This is a genomic window from Campylobacter sp. GB48 (assembly GCF_049221845.1).
In the GTDB taxonomy this organism is placed as follows: domain Bacteria; phylum Campylobacterota; class Campylobacteria; order Campylobacterales; family Campylobacteraceae; genus Campylobacter_D; species Campylobacter_D lari_C.
In genome coordinates this window covers 14,836-30,698 of record NZ_JBMJAR010000003.1, presented here as the reverse complement: position 1 = coordinate 30,698, position 15,863 = coordinate 14,836, and the positions used below count along the sequence as shown (strand labels likewise).

The 15,863-nt window shown below is 30.2% G+C and carries 14 protein-coding genes; 9 read left to right on the top strand and 5 right to left on the bottom strand.

Annotation, left to right across the window (positions count from 1 at the left end; translation table 11 throughout):
• The first annotated feature begins 43 nt into the window (after positions 1-43).
• The 4 genes from ACOTVC_RS02595 to efp are packed head-to-tail and all read left to right on the top strand — an operon-like array spanning position 44 to position 4,404.
• Entirely contained in the window at positions 44-1,711 is a 1,668-nt protein-coding gene (locus tag ACOTVC_RS02595; protein ID WP_421627630.1) for a 30S ribosomal protein S1, read from the top strand.
• Positions 1,712-1,717: 6 nt separating this feature from the next.
• Positions 1,718-2,197, top strand: coding sequence for a hypothetical protein (locus ACOTVC_RS02590; protein WP_257906685.1), 480 nt, complete (start codon positions 1,718-1,720; stop codon positions 2,195-2,197).
• Positions 2,194-3,774, top strand: coding sequence for a phosphoglycerate dehydrogenase (gene serA, locus ACOTVC_RS02585; RefSeq protein ID WP_421627628.1), 1,581 nt, complete (start codon positions 2,194-2,196; stop codon positions 3,772-3,774). Before ACOTVC_RS02590 ends, serA begins: the two co-directional genes overlap by 4 nt.
• A 60-nt stretch (positions 3,775-3,834) precedes the next feature.
• Entirely contained in the window at positions 3,835-4,404 is a 570-nt protein-coding gene (gene efp, locus ACOTVC_RS02580) for an elongation factor P (protein ID WP_039618934.1), read from the top strand.
• A gap of 17 nt (positions 4,405-4,421) precedes the next feature.
• Here efp and uvrB read toward each other — a convergent pair whose 3' ends face one another.
• Positions 4,422-6,395, bottom strand: a complete 1,974-nt coding sequence (uvrB, locus tag ACOTVC_RS02575; RefSeq protein ID WP_214116382.1) for an excinuclease ABC subunit UvrB — start codon at positions 6,393-6,395, stop codon at positions 4,422-4,424.
• 154 nt (positions 6,396-6,549) lie between these two features.
• Between uvrB and ACOTVC_RS02570 the strand changes: the two genes are divergently transcribed.
• Genes ACOTVC_RS02570 through ispG form a run of 5 tightly spaced genes read left to right on the top strand, consistent with a single transcriptional unit; the run spans position 6,550 to position 10,448 of the window.
• The gene (locus ACOTVC_RS02570) at positions 6,550-6,783 is read left to right on the top strand and encodes a hypothetical protein (protein WP_012661890.1); all 234 of its coding nucleotides are present in this window, start codon (positions 6,550-6,552) and stop codon (positions 6,781-6,783) included.
• Positions 6,770-7,009 (top strand): hypothetical protein, encoded by a 240-nt coding sequence (locus ACOTVC_RS02565; protein ID WP_012661889.1) that lies wholly within the window; start codon positions 6,770-6,772, stop codon positions 7,007-7,009. Before ACOTVC_RS02570 ends, ACOTVC_RS02565 begins: the two co-directional genes overlap by 14 nt.
• Positions 7,010-7,480: a type II secretion system protein gene (locus tag ACOTVC_RS02560; protein WP_214116381.1), complete on the top strand. Its 471-nt coding sequence runs from the start codon at positions 7,010-7,012 to the stop codon at positions 7,478-7,480.
• Positions 7,477-9,321 carry a primosomal protein N' gene (locus ACOTVC_RS02555; RefSeq protein ID WP_214116379.1) on the top strand — a complete coding sequence of 615 codons (1,845 nt, stop codon included), beginning with the start codon at positions 7,477-7,479 and terminating at the stop codon, positions 9,319-9,321. Before ACOTVC_RS02560 ends, ACOTVC_RS02555 begins: the two co-directional genes overlap by 4 nt.
• 56 nt (positions 9,322-9,377) lie before the next feature.
• The gene (ispG, locus tag ACOTVC_RS02550; RefSeq protein WP_047208510.1) at positions 9,378-10,448 is read left to right on the top strand and encodes a flavodoxin-dependent (E)-4-hydroxy-3-methylbut-2-enyl-diphosphate synthase; all 1,071 of its coding nucleotides are present in this window, start codon (positions 9,378-9,380) and stop codon (positions 10,446-10,448) included.
• On the opposite strand, the gene ACOTVC_RS02545 is transcribed toward ispG, so the two are convergent.
• The 4 genes from ACOTVC_RS02545 to ACOTVC_RS02530 are packed head-to-tail and all read right to left on the bottom strand — an operon-like array spanning position 10,445 to position 15,803.
• Entirely contained in the window at positions 10,445-11,809 is a 1,365-nt protein-coding gene (locus ACOTVC_RS02545) for a nicotinate phosphoribosyltransferase (RefSeq protein ID WP_214116377.1), read from the bottom strand. The two genes, ispG and ACOTVC_RS02545, sit on opposite strands and share 4 nt — an antisense overlap.
• A gap of 21 nt (positions 11,810-11,830) precedes the next feature.
• Positions 11,831-12,937: a cell division protein FtsZ gene (ftsZ, locus tag ACOTVC_RS02540; protein WP_214116376.1), complete on the bottom strand. Its 1,107-nt coding sequence runs from the start codon at positions 12,935-12,937 to the stop codon at positions 11,831-11,833.
• Positions 12,938-12,948: 11 nt separating this feature from the next.
• Positions 12,949-14,328 carry a cell division protein FtsA gene (gene ftsA, locus ACOTVC_RS02535; RefSeq protein WP_214116374.1) on the bottom strand — a complete coding sequence of 460 codons (1,380 nt, stop codon included), beginning with the start codon at positions 14,326-14,328 and terminating at the stop codon, positions 12,949-12,951.
• On the bottom strand, positions 14,325-15,803 hold the full coding sequence (locus tag ACOTVC_RS02530; RefSeq protein ID WP_421627623.1) for a peptidylprolyl isomerase: 1,479 nt from the start codon (positions 15,801-15,803) through the stop codon (positions 14,325-14,327). The genes ftsA and ACOTVC_RS02530 overlap by 4 nt, the downstream gene beginning before the upstream one ends.
• Positions 15,804-15,863: the final 60 nt, after the last annotated feature.

Here is a 15,863-nt window from a genome sequence, read left to right as displayed (position 1 = left end):
CAATACTATAATCAAGAATTAAAATTTAAAACAAAGGACCACGATGAGCGAGGTGAACAAAAAAGTTCAAAACAGACTAGAGGATATTATCATAGAAGAAGATTTTGAGCAAATGCTTGAGGAATCTTTCAAGTCTGATGAGGAGGCAACTACACAGGGTATAATTGTCGCGATTAAAGGCGATGAAGTGTTTGTAAATGTAGGGCAAAAATCAGAAGGTATTTTGGCAATAGAAGAAATTCAAAACGACAAAGGCGAATTTATCTTCAAAGAAGGCGATACATTAGAAGTTGCTATAGTGGGTTCTCGCGGTGGCAGATCTTTACTTTCTCATAAAAAAGCTTTAAGAAAGCAAAAAGTTAAAGAATTTATTGATAATTATAAAGATGATGAAAGTATATTTGATGTAAAAATCATTGGTAAAAATAGAGGTGGCTTTGTAGCTGTGGATGAAAATGGAGTAGAATTTTTCTTGCCAAAATCACAAAGTAGCTTTAAAGATTCAAATAACGTCATCAATAAAATTTTCAAAGTTAAAATCATCAAAATTGATAAAGAAGCTCAAAGCATAGTAGTTTCTAGAAAAAAAATAGTAGATGAAGAAAGAAAAAAACGCAAAGAGATTATCTCAAATGTGTTAAATCAAGAAGAAATTATAGAAGGTATTGTTAAAAAAATCACTACCTATGGCATGTTTGTTGATGTAGGCGGTGTTGATGGTTTGGTTCACTATAGTGAAATTTCTTACAAGGGGCCAGTAAATCCTAGTTCATTGTATAATGAGGGTGATAAGGTTCCTGTAAAAGTGATTAAATATGATAAAGATAAAAAACATCTTTCTTTATCTATCAAACTTGCTATGCCTGATCCTTGGGATGAAATTAAAGATGGTTTAGAGGTTGGTGACACTATTAAGGTTACAGTTTCAAATATAGAGCCATATGGTGCTTTTGTTGATTTGGGAAATGATATAGAAGGATTTTTACATATAAGTGAAATTTCTTGGGATAAAAATGCTAAAAATCCAAAAGATTATATTAGCGAAGGTCAAGAGCTTGATGTAGAAGTAATTGAGATTAATGCTAAAGAAAGAAGACTTAGAGTTTCTTTAAAAAATTTATTAGCAAAACCTTTTGATGAGTTTTTAAAATCACATAAAGTAGGTGATGTGGTAAAAGGTAGTGTTACTTCTGTGACTAATTTTGGTGCCTTTGTAAAAATTGCAAACTTAGAAGGTTTATTGCATAATGAAGATGCTTCATGGAATAGAAACGATAAATGCAAAGATATGTATAAAGTTGGTGATATTATAGAAGTTAAAATCATCAAATTAGATAAAGAAAATCAAAAAATTTCTTTAAGCACTAAAGAATTGCAAAAAAGTCCTGTGCAAGTTTATGCGCAAAAACACCAAGTAAATGATATTATCTCAGGAAAAATTAGAGATATTAAGGATTTTGGAGTTTTTGTAGAGCTTGAAGAGGGTGTTGATGCACTAATTCACAAAGAAGATTTAGGTAATATTGATTTTTCAAGTTTAAAAGTAGGTGATACAATAGAAGCTTTAATTGTTTTTATTGATGAAAAGAAAAATAGAATTCGTTTAAGCGTAAAAAGTCTTGCAAGAATGAAAGAAAGAGAAGCGTTAAACGAAATCAATGATAATGATAAAGTAACTTTAGGTGATATTATCAAAGATCAACTTTCATAATAACAAATGAAAAAATATACCCTTTATGGTATTTTAGGCTTTTTAAGCCTAGCTTTGATTGTTACTTTTGTTTTTATGGTGAGATATGTAAATGTTGGAAATTTACCTGTCTCACAAAATATTAAGTATTCTTTTGATGAAATAAAAAAAGAATTGCCACAAACTTGGCAAGATAAGCTTTCAAATCTTAAAATTAATGATTTTTCTCCAGCAGCAAATGAATTTTATATGAGTTTTAATATGGATGATTCTGTAGTAAAACCAAAACAAAAATTTTATATGCTTGATGTAAATAAAAATGATGTTTATTCTATGTTTTGTTTAAAGCAAACATTGCATTCTTTTTTTATCAAATACACTTTAACACAAAGCAAAGATGAAGTGGCAATTTATTTAGATACAAATAATGAAAAAGTTTTAAACGCACTGATCGACAAATTAAAAATTTACAACATAAATGCAAAATTAAAGGAGGTTTGGTTATGAAAAAAATTATTGTATGTGATGCAATATTAGACAAAGGTGTGGAGCTTTTAAGAAAAGCTGATGATGTAGAACTTATTGAAGCAGCGCATTTACCTAAAGATGAGCTTTTGACAAAATTAAGTGATATGGATGTAGCTATTACTAGAAGTTCAACAGATGTGGATTTGAAATTTATCAATGCATGTTCTAATTTAAAAGCTTTAGTTAGGGCAGGTGTTGGGGTTGATAATGTTGATATAGATGAATGCTCTAAAAAAGGCATTATAGTAATGAATGTACCAACGGCTAATACTATAGCAGCAGTTGAACTTACTATGAATCATCTATTATGCTCTGCAAGATCTTTTGTCAATGCTCATAATTTTTTAAAAATACAAAGAAGATGGGAAAGAGAAAAGTGGTATGGTGTTGAACTTATGAACAAAACTTTAGGAGTTATAGGTTTTGGCAATATAGGTTCAAGAGTAGCTGTACGCGCAAAAGCTTTTGGTATGAAAGTTATAGCTTATGATCCTTATGTGGTAGCTTCTAAAATGACTGATTTGGGTATTGAATGTGTAAATTCTTTAGATACAATTTTAACTCAAAGTGATTTTATTACCATACATACACCAAAAACAAAAGAAACAACAGATATGATTTCTTTTGAAGAAATTTCTAAAATGAAAGATGGCGTAAGATTGATAAATTGCGCCAGAGGTGGTCTTTATAATGAAGATGCATTGTGCGAGGGGTTAAAAAGTGGTAAAATAGCTTGGCTTGGCATAGATGTGTTTAATAAAGAACCTGCAATTAATCATCCATTTTTAGACTTTGAAAATGTTTCTGTTACTTCTCATCTTGGTGCAAATACTTTAGAAAGTCAAGAAAATATAGCTATCCAAGCATGCGAGCAAGCTTTAAATGCTGCAAGAGGAATTTCTTATCCTAATGCTTTAAATTTACCAATTAAAACTGAAGATTTGCCAAGTTTTGTAGCACCTTATATTGAGCTTATTTCTAAAATGGGCTTTTTGGCTGCTCAGCTTGATAAAACTCCTATTAAGGCTATTAAACTTGAAAGCGAAGGACAAATTAGCGAGTATAATGAGTCTTTACTAACTTTTGCAACAGTGAGTGTTTTAAGAGGTATTTTAGGTGAAAATATTAATTATATTAACGCGCATTTTGTAGCTAAAGATAAGGGCATAGAACTTTCTTCTTGTATTTTGCCAAGTAGTGGTTATAGCAATAAAATCACCATAAAGGTAATCACAGATAATTCTAACCTTTCTATTTCAGGAACTATTTTTGGTGAAAATGAACAAAGGATAGTAGAGTTAAATGGTTTTGATGTGGATTTTAAACCAAAAGGGAAAATGATAATTTTAAATAATAATGACATACCAGGAGTTATTGCTAATGTTAGTGGAATTTTAGCTAAAAATAATGTCAATATAGCTGATTTTAGACTTGGTAGAAATGGCTTTGGAAAAGCCTTAGCTGTAATTTTGCTTGATGCAAAAATTTCAAAAGCTTTGCTTGAAGAATTAAGAGCAGTTGATGCTTGTATTTTTGCAGAATATGCAGAAATTTAAGGCTTTTTATAAGCCTTAATTGTTACAATTATTTTTTAATTTTAAAATTAAGGAAAATATATGGCTTCTTATGGAATGGGAGATTTAAAAAAAGGTTTAAAAATAGAAATTGATGGTATTCCTTTTAAAATCGTAGAATATCAACACGTAAAACCAGGAAAAGGTCCTGCTTTTGTACGTATTAAAATTAAATCTTTTATCGATGGTAAGGTTTTAGAAAAAACTTTCCATGCAGGAGATAAATGTGAATCTCCAAATTTGGAAGAAAAACAAATGCAATATCTATATGATGATGGTGAAAATTGTCAATTTATGGATACTCAAACTTATGAGCAAGTTGCAATTAGCGATGAAGATGTGGGTGAAGCTAAAAAATGGATGCTTGATGGAACTATGGTAGATGTTTTATTTCACAATGGAAAAGCAATCGGTGTGGAAGTACCTCAAGTAATGGAGCTTAAAATTATCGAAACAGCACCAAATTTCAAAGGTGACACTCAAGGTTCAAACAAAAAACCAGCCACTTTAGAAACAGGTGCAGTAGTACAAATTCCTTTCCATGTGTTAGAAGGGGAAGTAATCCGTGTTGATACTGTGCGTGGAGAATATATAGAAAGAGCAAATAAATAATCCCTTATTTTAAGGGATTATAAAGTTCTTAATTTATTAATCTCATCTCTAAGCATTGCTGCTTTTTCAAATTCAAGATTTTTAGCTGCTTCTAACATTTGTTTTCTTAATTCTTTTACTATTTTAGCGCGTTCTTTTGCAGGCATTTTTTCAAGTTCTTTGCCTTTGCGATAAATTTCTCCTTGCTCAAGTTCATGTTTTAAACTTTCTTCTATGTTTCTTTTTACTGAGGTTGGTGTGATGTTGTGTTTTTTATTATAAGCTTCTTGTAAAGCCCTTCTTTCATTAGTAGTATCGATAGCTTCTTGCATAGATTTTGTGATTTTTTTGGCAAAAAGTAAAACTTTTCCATTGACATTTCTAGCAGCACGTCCCATCGTTTGAATGAGTGCAGTGGTACTTCTTAAAAAGCCTTCTTTATCTGCATCCATAATGGCTATAAGAGAAACTTCAGGTAAATCAAGTCCTTCTCTTAAAAGATTAATTCCGATTAAAATATCAAAAGCACCACTTCTTAAACCACGGATGATTTCATTACGCTCTATTGCGTCAATTTCTGAATGCATGTATTTTACTTTTAAGCCAAGTTCTAAGTAGTATTTACTAAGCTCTTCAGCCATTTTTTTAGTTAAAACAGTGATTAAAACTCTTTCATTGCGTTCTATAACTTTCTTAGCTTCATCGTATAAAATTTCTACTTGATTTTCACTATCTTTGATTTCTATTTTAGGATCTAAAAGCCCTGTTGGACGCATGATTTGATAAAAAATATTTTCTTTGCTTAATTCTAGTTCTAAAGGCGCAGGTGTAGCTGAAACAAATAAAAATTTACAATTTTTATTAATAAATTCATCAAACATCAAAGGTCTATTATCTAAGGCACTTGGCAAGCGAAAACCATAATCAACTAAAGTTTGCTTTCTACTTCTATCCCCTGCAAACATCCCACGAAATTGCGGTAAAGATACATGAGATTCATCTACAATGACTAAAAAGTCTTGGTTTTTAATAGCAAAATAATCAAAAAGCGTATAAGGTGTATCACCACTTTTAAGCCCTGTTAAATGCAAAGCATAATTTTCAACTCCTTTACACATTCCAGTGCTTTGAAGCATTTCAAGGTCAAATTCTACTCTTTGTTTTAACCTTTGTGCTTCTACGAGTTTATTTTCATTTTCAAAATAAGCAAGGCGTTCATTTAATTCAGCTTTTATGCCTTTTATAGCCTCTTTAAGCCTAGCCTCACCTACGCTAAATTGACTGGTTGGGTAAAGTATGAATTTTTTTAAATCTTTACCTTTTTTATTTTCTAAGACATTATAATGATACATCGCCTCAAGCTCATCGCCAAAAAACTCAAGTCTAATAGCTTCATCCTCATAATAAGCTGGATATATATCTACTATATCTCCATTTACTCTAAAATCAGCCCTATCAAAGAAATGATCATTGCGTTTATAGCCCATATCCACAAGTTTTTTTAAAAGTTCTTTTTGTGAAATTTGCATATTTAGTTCTAAAATTAAAACCATACCTACATACTCACTTGGATTTCCTAAGCCATAATTTGCCGAAACACTAGCTATACAAATAACATCATCATAACTTAAAAGCGAAGCACTTGCGCTTAGTCTTAATCTTTCTAGATCTTCATTAGTAGAGCTATCTTTTTCTATAAACACATCCGTTCTTGGTATATAAGCTTCTGGCTGATAATAATCGTAATAGCTTATAAAATACTCCACATGATTATTTGCAAAAAAGCCTTTAAATTCACTATAAAGTTGCGCACATAAGCTTTTATTGTGACTCATGATAAGAGTGGGCATGTTTAAGTTTTTAATGATATTTGCCATAGTGAAAGTTTTTCCACTGCCTGTAACACCTAGCAAGGTTTGGTATTTATTACCTGCTTTAATGCTTTTTACTATACCATCAATGGCTTGTTGTTGATCAGGACTTGGCTTAAAATCACTAGTAAGTTCAAACATAAATTTTCCTAACTTGTATTTTTGCTAATTTTACACAAAATTTTTTGTAAAAATTTAAATTTTAAAACAAAAAGCTATGCAAAATTAAATTTTTTTTTGTTACAATTATGTGTTTAAAATACTCTAAATATAAAATCAATAAAGGCAAGAAAATATGTATGATGAAAGAATAATCAACACAATGACAGATAAAGTAAATGAGCTTTTAGCTAAATATAATGAAGTATGTGAAATCAATGAAAATTTAAGAAATGAATTAGTGAGTGTAAAAGCACAAAATGAAGCTAAAAACAATCAAATCGCACGCTTAGAAGAAGAGCTTAAAAATAAAAATATTGAAAGTGAAGATGTGATCAAAAAAATAGAGGCAGTTCTTGGCAAACAATAACCAAAGAAAAGTTACAATTAATGTCTATGCAAAAGACTTTGTTGTAACATGCAGCAATGAATTTGCAAATCATCTTGAAGATGAAATTGCTTTAATTTCTGGAGGCACAGGCAAGATAGAGCTTGCAAATTTCATTAATGCTTTTGTAAAACTTAGCTACGAAAACTATATCTTAAAAAAAGAACTCAATAAACTTATCAATACTATCGATGAAGAAATAAAATAAATGCAAACAAAAAAAGCTTTTACTTTGATAGAGCTTGTTTTTTGTATGATGATTATTGCTATTCTTAGCGTAATTGCTTATCCGTATTTTTCTTTTGGAAAAAACGATGCTAAACTCATTCAAGTAAAAAGTGAGGTAGAGCTTATCAATGCTTCTTTGTCTTTACTTAGAAATCAGTTTTTATTTAAAGAAAGTAAGGATTTTCCAACAATTTTAGATGAAGCTTTAATAAATAGTGAAAATCAAAAATTATTTGTATGTTCTAATTCTCAAAATCATAAAAATACAAAACAATGCACTTACAGCGTTTTAGAAAAACCAATCATTTCATCTAAAAAATCGTGGACGAAAATAGCAAATACTCAATATAGATTTTTCATAAATTCTAAAAATTACATAGATTTTTCTTATAATAGTGAAAAAGTTTTTTTAGAATGTGTGAGTTTAAATTGTAAGGATTATGGGTTTTGAACTTTTATCAACTTGCTATTAAAGGATATTATTTAGATACCTTAACTTATGAAAGTGAAGAAGAATTTGAAATTTTAGATGAGGTGGTAGTTGATCTTGCAAGGAAAAAAAATCTTAAAGCTATAATTTTACAAAAATGTTCAAAGCCTGATTTTAAAACCCAAGCTATAAAAGAAAAAACAGGTTTTAAACTAACACAATACCAATACGAACTTGCTCAATTTATTGCTTATTATTATGCTAGTAAAATAGCTTTTGTTTTGGGTATGTTTGAAAGTATTAAAGAGTATGAAAATGAAAAAATTCATATAGAAAAAACACCTAGTTTAAGTAAAAATCAGCAAGAGGCTTTGGAATTTATAAAAACTAAACAAGCTAGTTTGCTATTTGGTGATACAGGAAGTGGTAAAACTGAAATTTATATTAGCTTGATAAAAGAATATTTAGAGCAAGGAAAGCAAGTTTTGCTTTTAATGCCAGAAATCGCTCTAACTCCGCAAATGCAAAAAAGATTAAAAGTGTATTTTGGTGAGCATTTTTTTTTATGGCATTCTAAAATTACTAAGAAAAAAAAGCAAGAATATTTGCAAGATTTGGCAAATTCAAAAGCTCTTTTAGTGGTGGGAGCTAGGTCGGCTTTGTTTTTACCTTTTAAGAATTTAGGTTTGATTGTTATTGATGAAGAGCATGATAATTCTTACAAAGCTTCTAATAATCCAAAAATCAATGCAAGAGATTTGGCTTTATTTATAGCAAAAAAAATGCATATAAAAGTTCTTTTAGGTTCTGCTACTCCAAGTGTTGTAAGTTTTTATAAACATCCTTGTTTTAGACTTAAAGGAACTTTCTTTGAAAGCAAAAAGCAGTTTTTGTATGATGAGAGTGAGCTTAGTGTTTCATCAAAATTACTTTTAGAATTAAAAATTAGCTTAAGAAATAAAAAGCAAGCCGTGGTATTTTTACCTACAAGGGCAAATTTTAGACAAATTTTGTGCAAAGAATGCGCTAATACTATTAAATGTCCTTTTTGTTCTATTGCTTTGAGTTTGCACAAAAATAAAAATGCATTAAAATGCCATTATTGTAATTTTACTAAAGAAATCGATCAAACCTGCCCAACTTGTAATGGAGTTATGCTTGAAGCTAAAAAAATGGGCACAGCAGAGCTTTGTGAGCTTTTAGAAAAAGAATTAGTTGAGTTTAATCCTATTATAAAAAGATTTGATAGTGATGAGATTAGCAGTGTAAAAAAGCTTGATATGATTTTAAAAGATTTTAATCAAGAAAAAATTGATATTTTAGTAGGTACTTCTATGCTTGCTAAAGGACATGATTATCACAGCGTGGATTTAAGTGTGATTTTGGGTCTTGATGAGTATTTATTTAGACCTAATTTTAAAGCCTTAGAAGAGACTTTGGCTCTTGCTATGCAAGTAGCAGGTCGTGCGGGTCGAAAGGGTGAGGGTAGGGTGCTTTTGCAAACTAAAAATAGATCTTTTTTTGAAAAATATATACAAGATTATGATAGCTTTTTAAAAGATGAATTAAATGCTAGAAATGAGCTTTATCCCCCATTTAAAAGACTTTTAAGACTAATTATTGAAGATGAGGATAAAAACAAAGCTTTAAATTTGTGTGAATTTATAGCTAATAAGGTTCAAGAATTAAAACAAGTACAATTAGTAGGGCATGGTGCTTGTGGCATTGAAATGCTAAATAAAAAATGGCGTTTTTATGTATTATTACGTGCTAATACCCATCACGAGTTTGTGAAATTTGAGCATTTTGCTTTAAACTTTAAAAATATTACTTGTGATATAGATCCAGTTGATTTTAGTTGATTTTAATTTTTACAAAGTCAAAAAAGTATACAATAAAATAAAAAAGTGAGCTTATAATGGGATATCAAAGATACAAAACAAGACAAATAAAAGTAGGTGATGTTTTAATAGGTGGTGATGCTCCTATTTCGGTGCAATCTATGCTTTTTACTAAAACAAGAGATATTGAAGGTTGTTTAGAGCAGCTTAATAAGCTTTATTTTGCCGGTGCGAATATAGTGCGTTTAGCTTGTTTGGATATGGCAGATGCAAGAGCTTTAAAAGAAATCAAAGCAAAAAGTCCCTTGCCTTTAATAGTGGATATACATTTTAATCACAAGTTAGCAGTTTTTTGCGCTGAATTTATTGATGGGGTGAGAATTAATCCAGGAAATATAGGCTCAAAAGAAAATATTAAAGAAGTGGTGCAAGCTTGTAAACAAAGAAAAATTCCTATTAGAATAGGGGTAAATCATGGTTCTATAGAAAAGCAATTTAGCGATAAATATGGTTATAATATAGAAGCTATGCTTGAGAGTGCTTTGTATAATATAAAATTACTAGAAGATTTAGACTTTTTTGATATTAAAATTTCTATGAAAACTTCAGATGTGCAAAATACCATAAAAGCTTATGAAGCTCTAAGACCACTTTGTGATTATCCGTTTCATTTAGGAGTTACTGAGGCAGGAACTAAATTTCATAGCACGGTTAAAAGCTCGATTGCTTTAGGAAGTTTACTTCTAAAAGGTATAGGCGATACAATGAGAGTTTCTATGACAGGGGAGCTTGAAGAAGAGATCAAAGTAGCAAGGGCTATTTTGCAAGATAGTGGAGTGCAAAAAAGTGGAGTAAATATCATCTCATGCCCAACTTGTGGAAGAATTCAAAGTGATTTGATTAAAGCGATTAAAATAGTAGAAGAAAAAACTAAACATATAAAAGAACCATTAAATATAAGTGTTATGGGTTGTGTTGTAAATGCTCTGGGTGAAGCTAAAGGTGCTGATGTGGCGATTGCTTTTGGAAAAAATCAAGGTTTAGTTATAAGACATGGTGAAGTGGTAGCAAAATTAAAAGAAGATGAGCTTGTGGATAGATTTTTACTTGAAGTAGAAGATGAGGTAAAACTTAGAGAAAAAGATTAATTTTTTTCTAAGTGAGTTTTTTGCATATTTTGTAATTTTTTAGAAATTTTTACTTTATAAATACTTGGGTTTTGAAGTTTTTTTAGTTTAAAATCTAAACCATCAATACTTTTTTTATGATATTCTTGAATATTTTTCAAGTTAGGAAGCTCATAAACTAATTTTCCATCTTTAAAAATAAGCTCATGTAAATTTTTATATATATAACCTTGATAATTTTTGATACTCTCATCATGTGTATATAAAATATCAAAACTTGCTTTATTGTTTTTATAATACCTTATAAGTTTTTTAAAATGTGGTAGGGTTGTTTTACTTGAGCTTGCACTGATTTTTATTTTAGGGATGATTTGATTGTTTTTTTCTAATGCAACAAGCTTATAAACAGCTCCAAAAATAGGCGAACTTGCCGAAGTAATAAGCTTTTCTCCAATGCCAAAAGCATCGATTGGAGCTTTGTTTTTTAGTAATTTTTCTATGATAAACTCATCTAAAGCATTGCTAGCTATGATTTTACATTTTGTTAAGCTAGCAAGATCTAGTTTTTTTCTAATATATTTAGAGATCTTAAGCAAATCTCCTGAGTCAATACGAATGGAATAATTTTGCATAGAATCTTGCGCATTTAATTCATTAAAAACTAAAATAGCATTTTCAATACCATTTTTATAATCATAAGTGTCAATCAAAAGACTTATATTATCTTTATAAATTTGACAATATGCTCTAAAAGCACTTAACTCATCATCAAACATTTGCACCCAAGCATGAGACATGGTTCCGCTAATAGGAATGTCAAATTTTTTTCCAGCTAAAGTACAAGCACTTGCATGAAAACCACCTACAAAAGCAGCTCTAGCACCATTTAAAGCCGCACTTTCTCCATGGGCTCTACGAGAACCAAATTCTAAGAGTAGTTTTTCTTTTGCAATTTGAGCAATTCTGCTAGCTTTAGTGGTAATTAGACATTGATGATTTAGAATTAAAAGTATGAAAGTTTCTAACAATAAAGCCTCTATTATAGGTGCTTTGATGATCATTAAAGGTGTATTAGCAAAAACACATTCACCTTCTTTAACGCTTAGTATATCTCCACTAAATTTTAAGGTTAAAAGGTAATTTAAAAAATCATCATCAAATTTGTGAGTATTTTTTAAAAAATCTATATCGCTTTGAGAGAAAGAAAAATGATTAATATGATTTATGATTTGCTCTAGTCCACAAAAAACAGCATAAGAAGCATTATCAGGAGCTTTTCTAAAAAAAACTTCAAAATAAACAATTTGCTTATGCATATTTTGCTTAAAATATGCATAAGCCATACTTAGTTCGTAAAAATCACATAATAATGAAGAATTCATATAAGGATTTTTACTAAAAAATTAATCCATCTGGCGACGCAAGAAAGCAGGAACATCAAGCTGAGAAATCACTTCTTCATCAAATCCACCACTAGCTTTGCGCAAATTCATATAACTATTTTTTTTACTTTCTTCTTGTTCTTTAGTACTTTCTATTTCGGCTTTATCTTCAAAACCTGTAGCAATGATAGTTACTTCAACACGATCACCCATGCTCTCATCAGTAGTTGCACCAAAGATTACTTTTGCATTTTCATCTGCTATATCGCTAATGCTTTGAGTAGCTTGTGAAATTTCTATCAATGAGCATTCAGGACCAATTTTATAATGGATAATTACGCCTTTAACGCCTTTCATAGTCATACCATCTAATAATGGAGATTCTATAGCACTTGATAATGCGTCCATGATAGCATTTTCGCCTTCTCCATGGCCCACGCCCATTAAAGCTAAACCTCTATGGCTCATAACGGTTCTAACATCAGCAAAGTCAACATTAATATCGCCATCTTCTAAAAGGATAGACACCATACCTCTAACAGCTCTAGCTAAGATATCATCTACTAGTTTGAATGCTTCTTTTATACCTGCTTTTTTTGGAAGTATGCTAAGAAGTTTTTCATTTTGGATTACAATGATAGAATCACTTTCTTTTTTTAATTCAGCCAAGCCAGCTTCTGCTAATTTTTTTCTTTGTTTTCCCTCAAATGCAAAAGGCATAGTTACAACTGAAACGGTTAATGCGCCTACTTCTTTAGCAGCTTGTGCTACAACAGGAGCCGCACCTGTACCAGTTCCACCACCAAGTCCTGCTGAAATAAATACTATATCGCTTTGACTTAAAGCAGCTTTTACTTCTTCGAAACTTTCTCTTGCGCTTTCCGCTCCAATTTCTGGTTGCATTCCAGCACCTAAACCTTTGGTTTTTTTCTCACCTAGTTGAATTCTAGTTTTTGCTAAAGATTTAGCTATGGCTTGTGCATCAGTATTTGCTGAAATAAGATCAAGATCGTGCAAGCCCATATTTACCATATGATCTATCATATTACCGCCACCGCCACCGCAGCCTATGACTTTTATTTTTGCGCCTTTTGCGTGTTGCATTTCTTCTACTAGATATTCGCTCATTGTATCTCCTATTAGAACTGGTTTATTAGTTTATTCCAAAATTTATGCATAAAACCTGATTTTTTATCTTTTTTGGTTTCAACTTTTGCTAATTCTGTTTTTTCCTCTTCAAAGTCTTTTTGATCTTGGAAAATTTCTTCAAAATTTTTATTTTCTTCTTCGTGCTCTTCTATGGTGAGATTTTGTTTAATCTGCTTATTGATAAATTCAGGTTCTCCTTTATATCTTAGTTTCTCATTAGAGTCTAATTCATAAGGAGTAAAATGTCCACCACCATATAAGCAAAGACCTATAGCACAGCTATTTTCTGCATCTTCAAAAATTTCTCTAAAGCCATCCATAGTATCTTTTTTTGCGGTCGCTATTCTAACAGCTTTATTATCAAAATAAGCTGAAGCAAGTTTGTCAAGTCCTGCAAATTTTGTCATTCCGCCTGTTAATACTATACCTGCTCCTACTTGATTTGCACAAGCATTATCACTTAGCATTTTAGCTAAAATAATAATAGTTTCTTCAATTCTTGCATAAATTACATTAGATATAACTTCTACTGAAACTTCATTTTTTCTTTTTTCATCACCCATATATGGTATTTGTATGATAGAATTTTCATTTTGTGCTAAAGAAGCGTAGTTTAGTTTTAATTTTTCTGCTTCTTTTGGTGGAGTATGTAAAGCTATGGATAAATCATTAGTGATATTTACTGATCCAATTTGTAAGCATTCATTATAGCGTATAGAATTACCCGTATGAATGACCATATCACAAACTGCTCCACCCATATCGATTAAAATAGCACCTAATTCTTTTTCGCTATCATCAAAACATGCAATAGAAGAAGCATAGCCTGAAAGAACGATGTTATCTACTCTAAGATCAGCAAGCTCAACTGCTTTTTTTAGATTTTTTATATGCACTTCTTGTGAGATTACAATATGTGTTGAAACTTCAAGACGGTTTCCGCTCATTCCTAAAGGATCTTCTACATGTTCAAGATCATTTACTTTAAAATTATAAGGTAATACATGAATGATTTCATATCCACTAGGTATATTTGCAGTATGTTTTGCTGTGCTTACTGCTCTGTGAATTTCTTTAATACCTATTTCATGATTTGGTATATTAACTACACCTATGCTATCTACGCTTTTTGCATAAGCACCTGAAATAGATACAATTACCTTATCATAATGCACACCTGACATCATTTGTGCATCAGCTACTGCCTCTTCTATAGATTTTGAAGCAAGTTCTATATTGGTAATTGCTCCTTTTTTTATACCATTTGATTTTGATTTTCCAAAACCAATGATTTTGAGTCCTTCTTCGCTTTTTTGTGCCAAAATAGCACAAGTTTGTATTGAGCCTAAATCAATTCCTAAAATATTCAATTTGTATTTCCTTTATAATAGCGTTGAATTGGATATAATTCTATAAGTTTTTTTAATAATTCTTCCTTAAGTAAAGCTTGCTTGGTTTGCTTAGCGCTTTGCTCTATGATAAATTTATAAATTTCTTCTTTATTTTTATTTTCTAAAGTTTGCTTTGTGATTTCATAAACAATCGCTTTATCATCAAATAATACGTAAGATTTAGCTTTGTTTGAGTCAAATACGTGCATTAAAAACTCGCTAAATTCAGTATCATTCATCATATCACCTACTTTTGTATTTTTAGCTGAATCGCGACTATAAGTTCCTATGTCTATACCTTGAAAATTATCTAGGGCAAGTTTTGCTTTTTCTTCCAATAAGGCTTTGGTTTTTTCTTTGAAATAAAGTTTACTTACCTCGTTTTTAGCTTGCTCAAAAGTCATAGTTTGTATAGGATTTATTTTTATAACTTTTGCAACTATATAACCATTTTCAAATTTAAAAGGCTTAATAAAATCATTTTCTTTAGCTTTTTGTATATTTTCCAAAGGATAATAAATATCAGCATCGCCGATTGTGATATTTTTATCAAAACTAAGCTCATTTTTTCTTAAAGCTACATAGCTTTCATTGGCTTTAAGTTTAAGTTTAGAAAGTTTTAAGTCTTTGATAACTTTATCTTTGCTTTGTTCTAAGCTTAGAATTTTCCCCGCAAAATCTTTATAATCATTTTTATTTTCTTCATAGTAAGCTTGGATTTCTTTATCTTCAACTTTGATTATATCAGGGTTTAAAAAATAAGTTGCAAGTTCGTAGCTTTTTTGTGTTTTATAAAGTTCTTTATTTTTCTCCCAAGTTTGTTTTAGTTCTTTTTCATCAATTGTTATGTTTTTGTTATCAAGTTTTATAGCTTGAACTTTTAAACTATCTTGCATTAAAAAACTTGCACCAAACATATCAAGTTCATTTGGTTTGATTTGTAAATTTAAAATAGCATTGATTTTTTTAAGTAATAACTCATCATGAATGATTTTTTCATAAGTTTTTGGTGTATAGTTGTTTCTTGCAAGCAGATTGTAGTATAAATTTTTGTCAAAAACACCTGAAGCATTATGAAAGATTTTTTGATGTGCTAAATCATAAGCAATCTCTTCCTCACTTACATTCAAACCTAAGGTTTTAGCATAAGAAAGTAATAGTTTTTCTTGTATAAGTTCATTGATAGCTTGGGTGTCTAAGCCATCTTTTTGTGCTTGTTCTTGTGTGTAATTACCATTGTTTAGCTGAGAATAATAGCCAAATAATTGAGAATATTTAAGATTAAACTCATCATAGCTTATTTTTTCATCGCCTACTTTTGCAACAGAATTTGATCTGTCAGTGTTAAAATCATAACTCCCCCAACCAACAAAACCTGCTCCAACAAAAGCAATAACACTAATCCAAATAGTTACAACTAAATATTTTTTATGATGCTGCATCCAAGTGAGCATTTTAACCCCAATCCATAATTAAATAAATTAAACCATAAATTATAGATAATTTGTGATTAA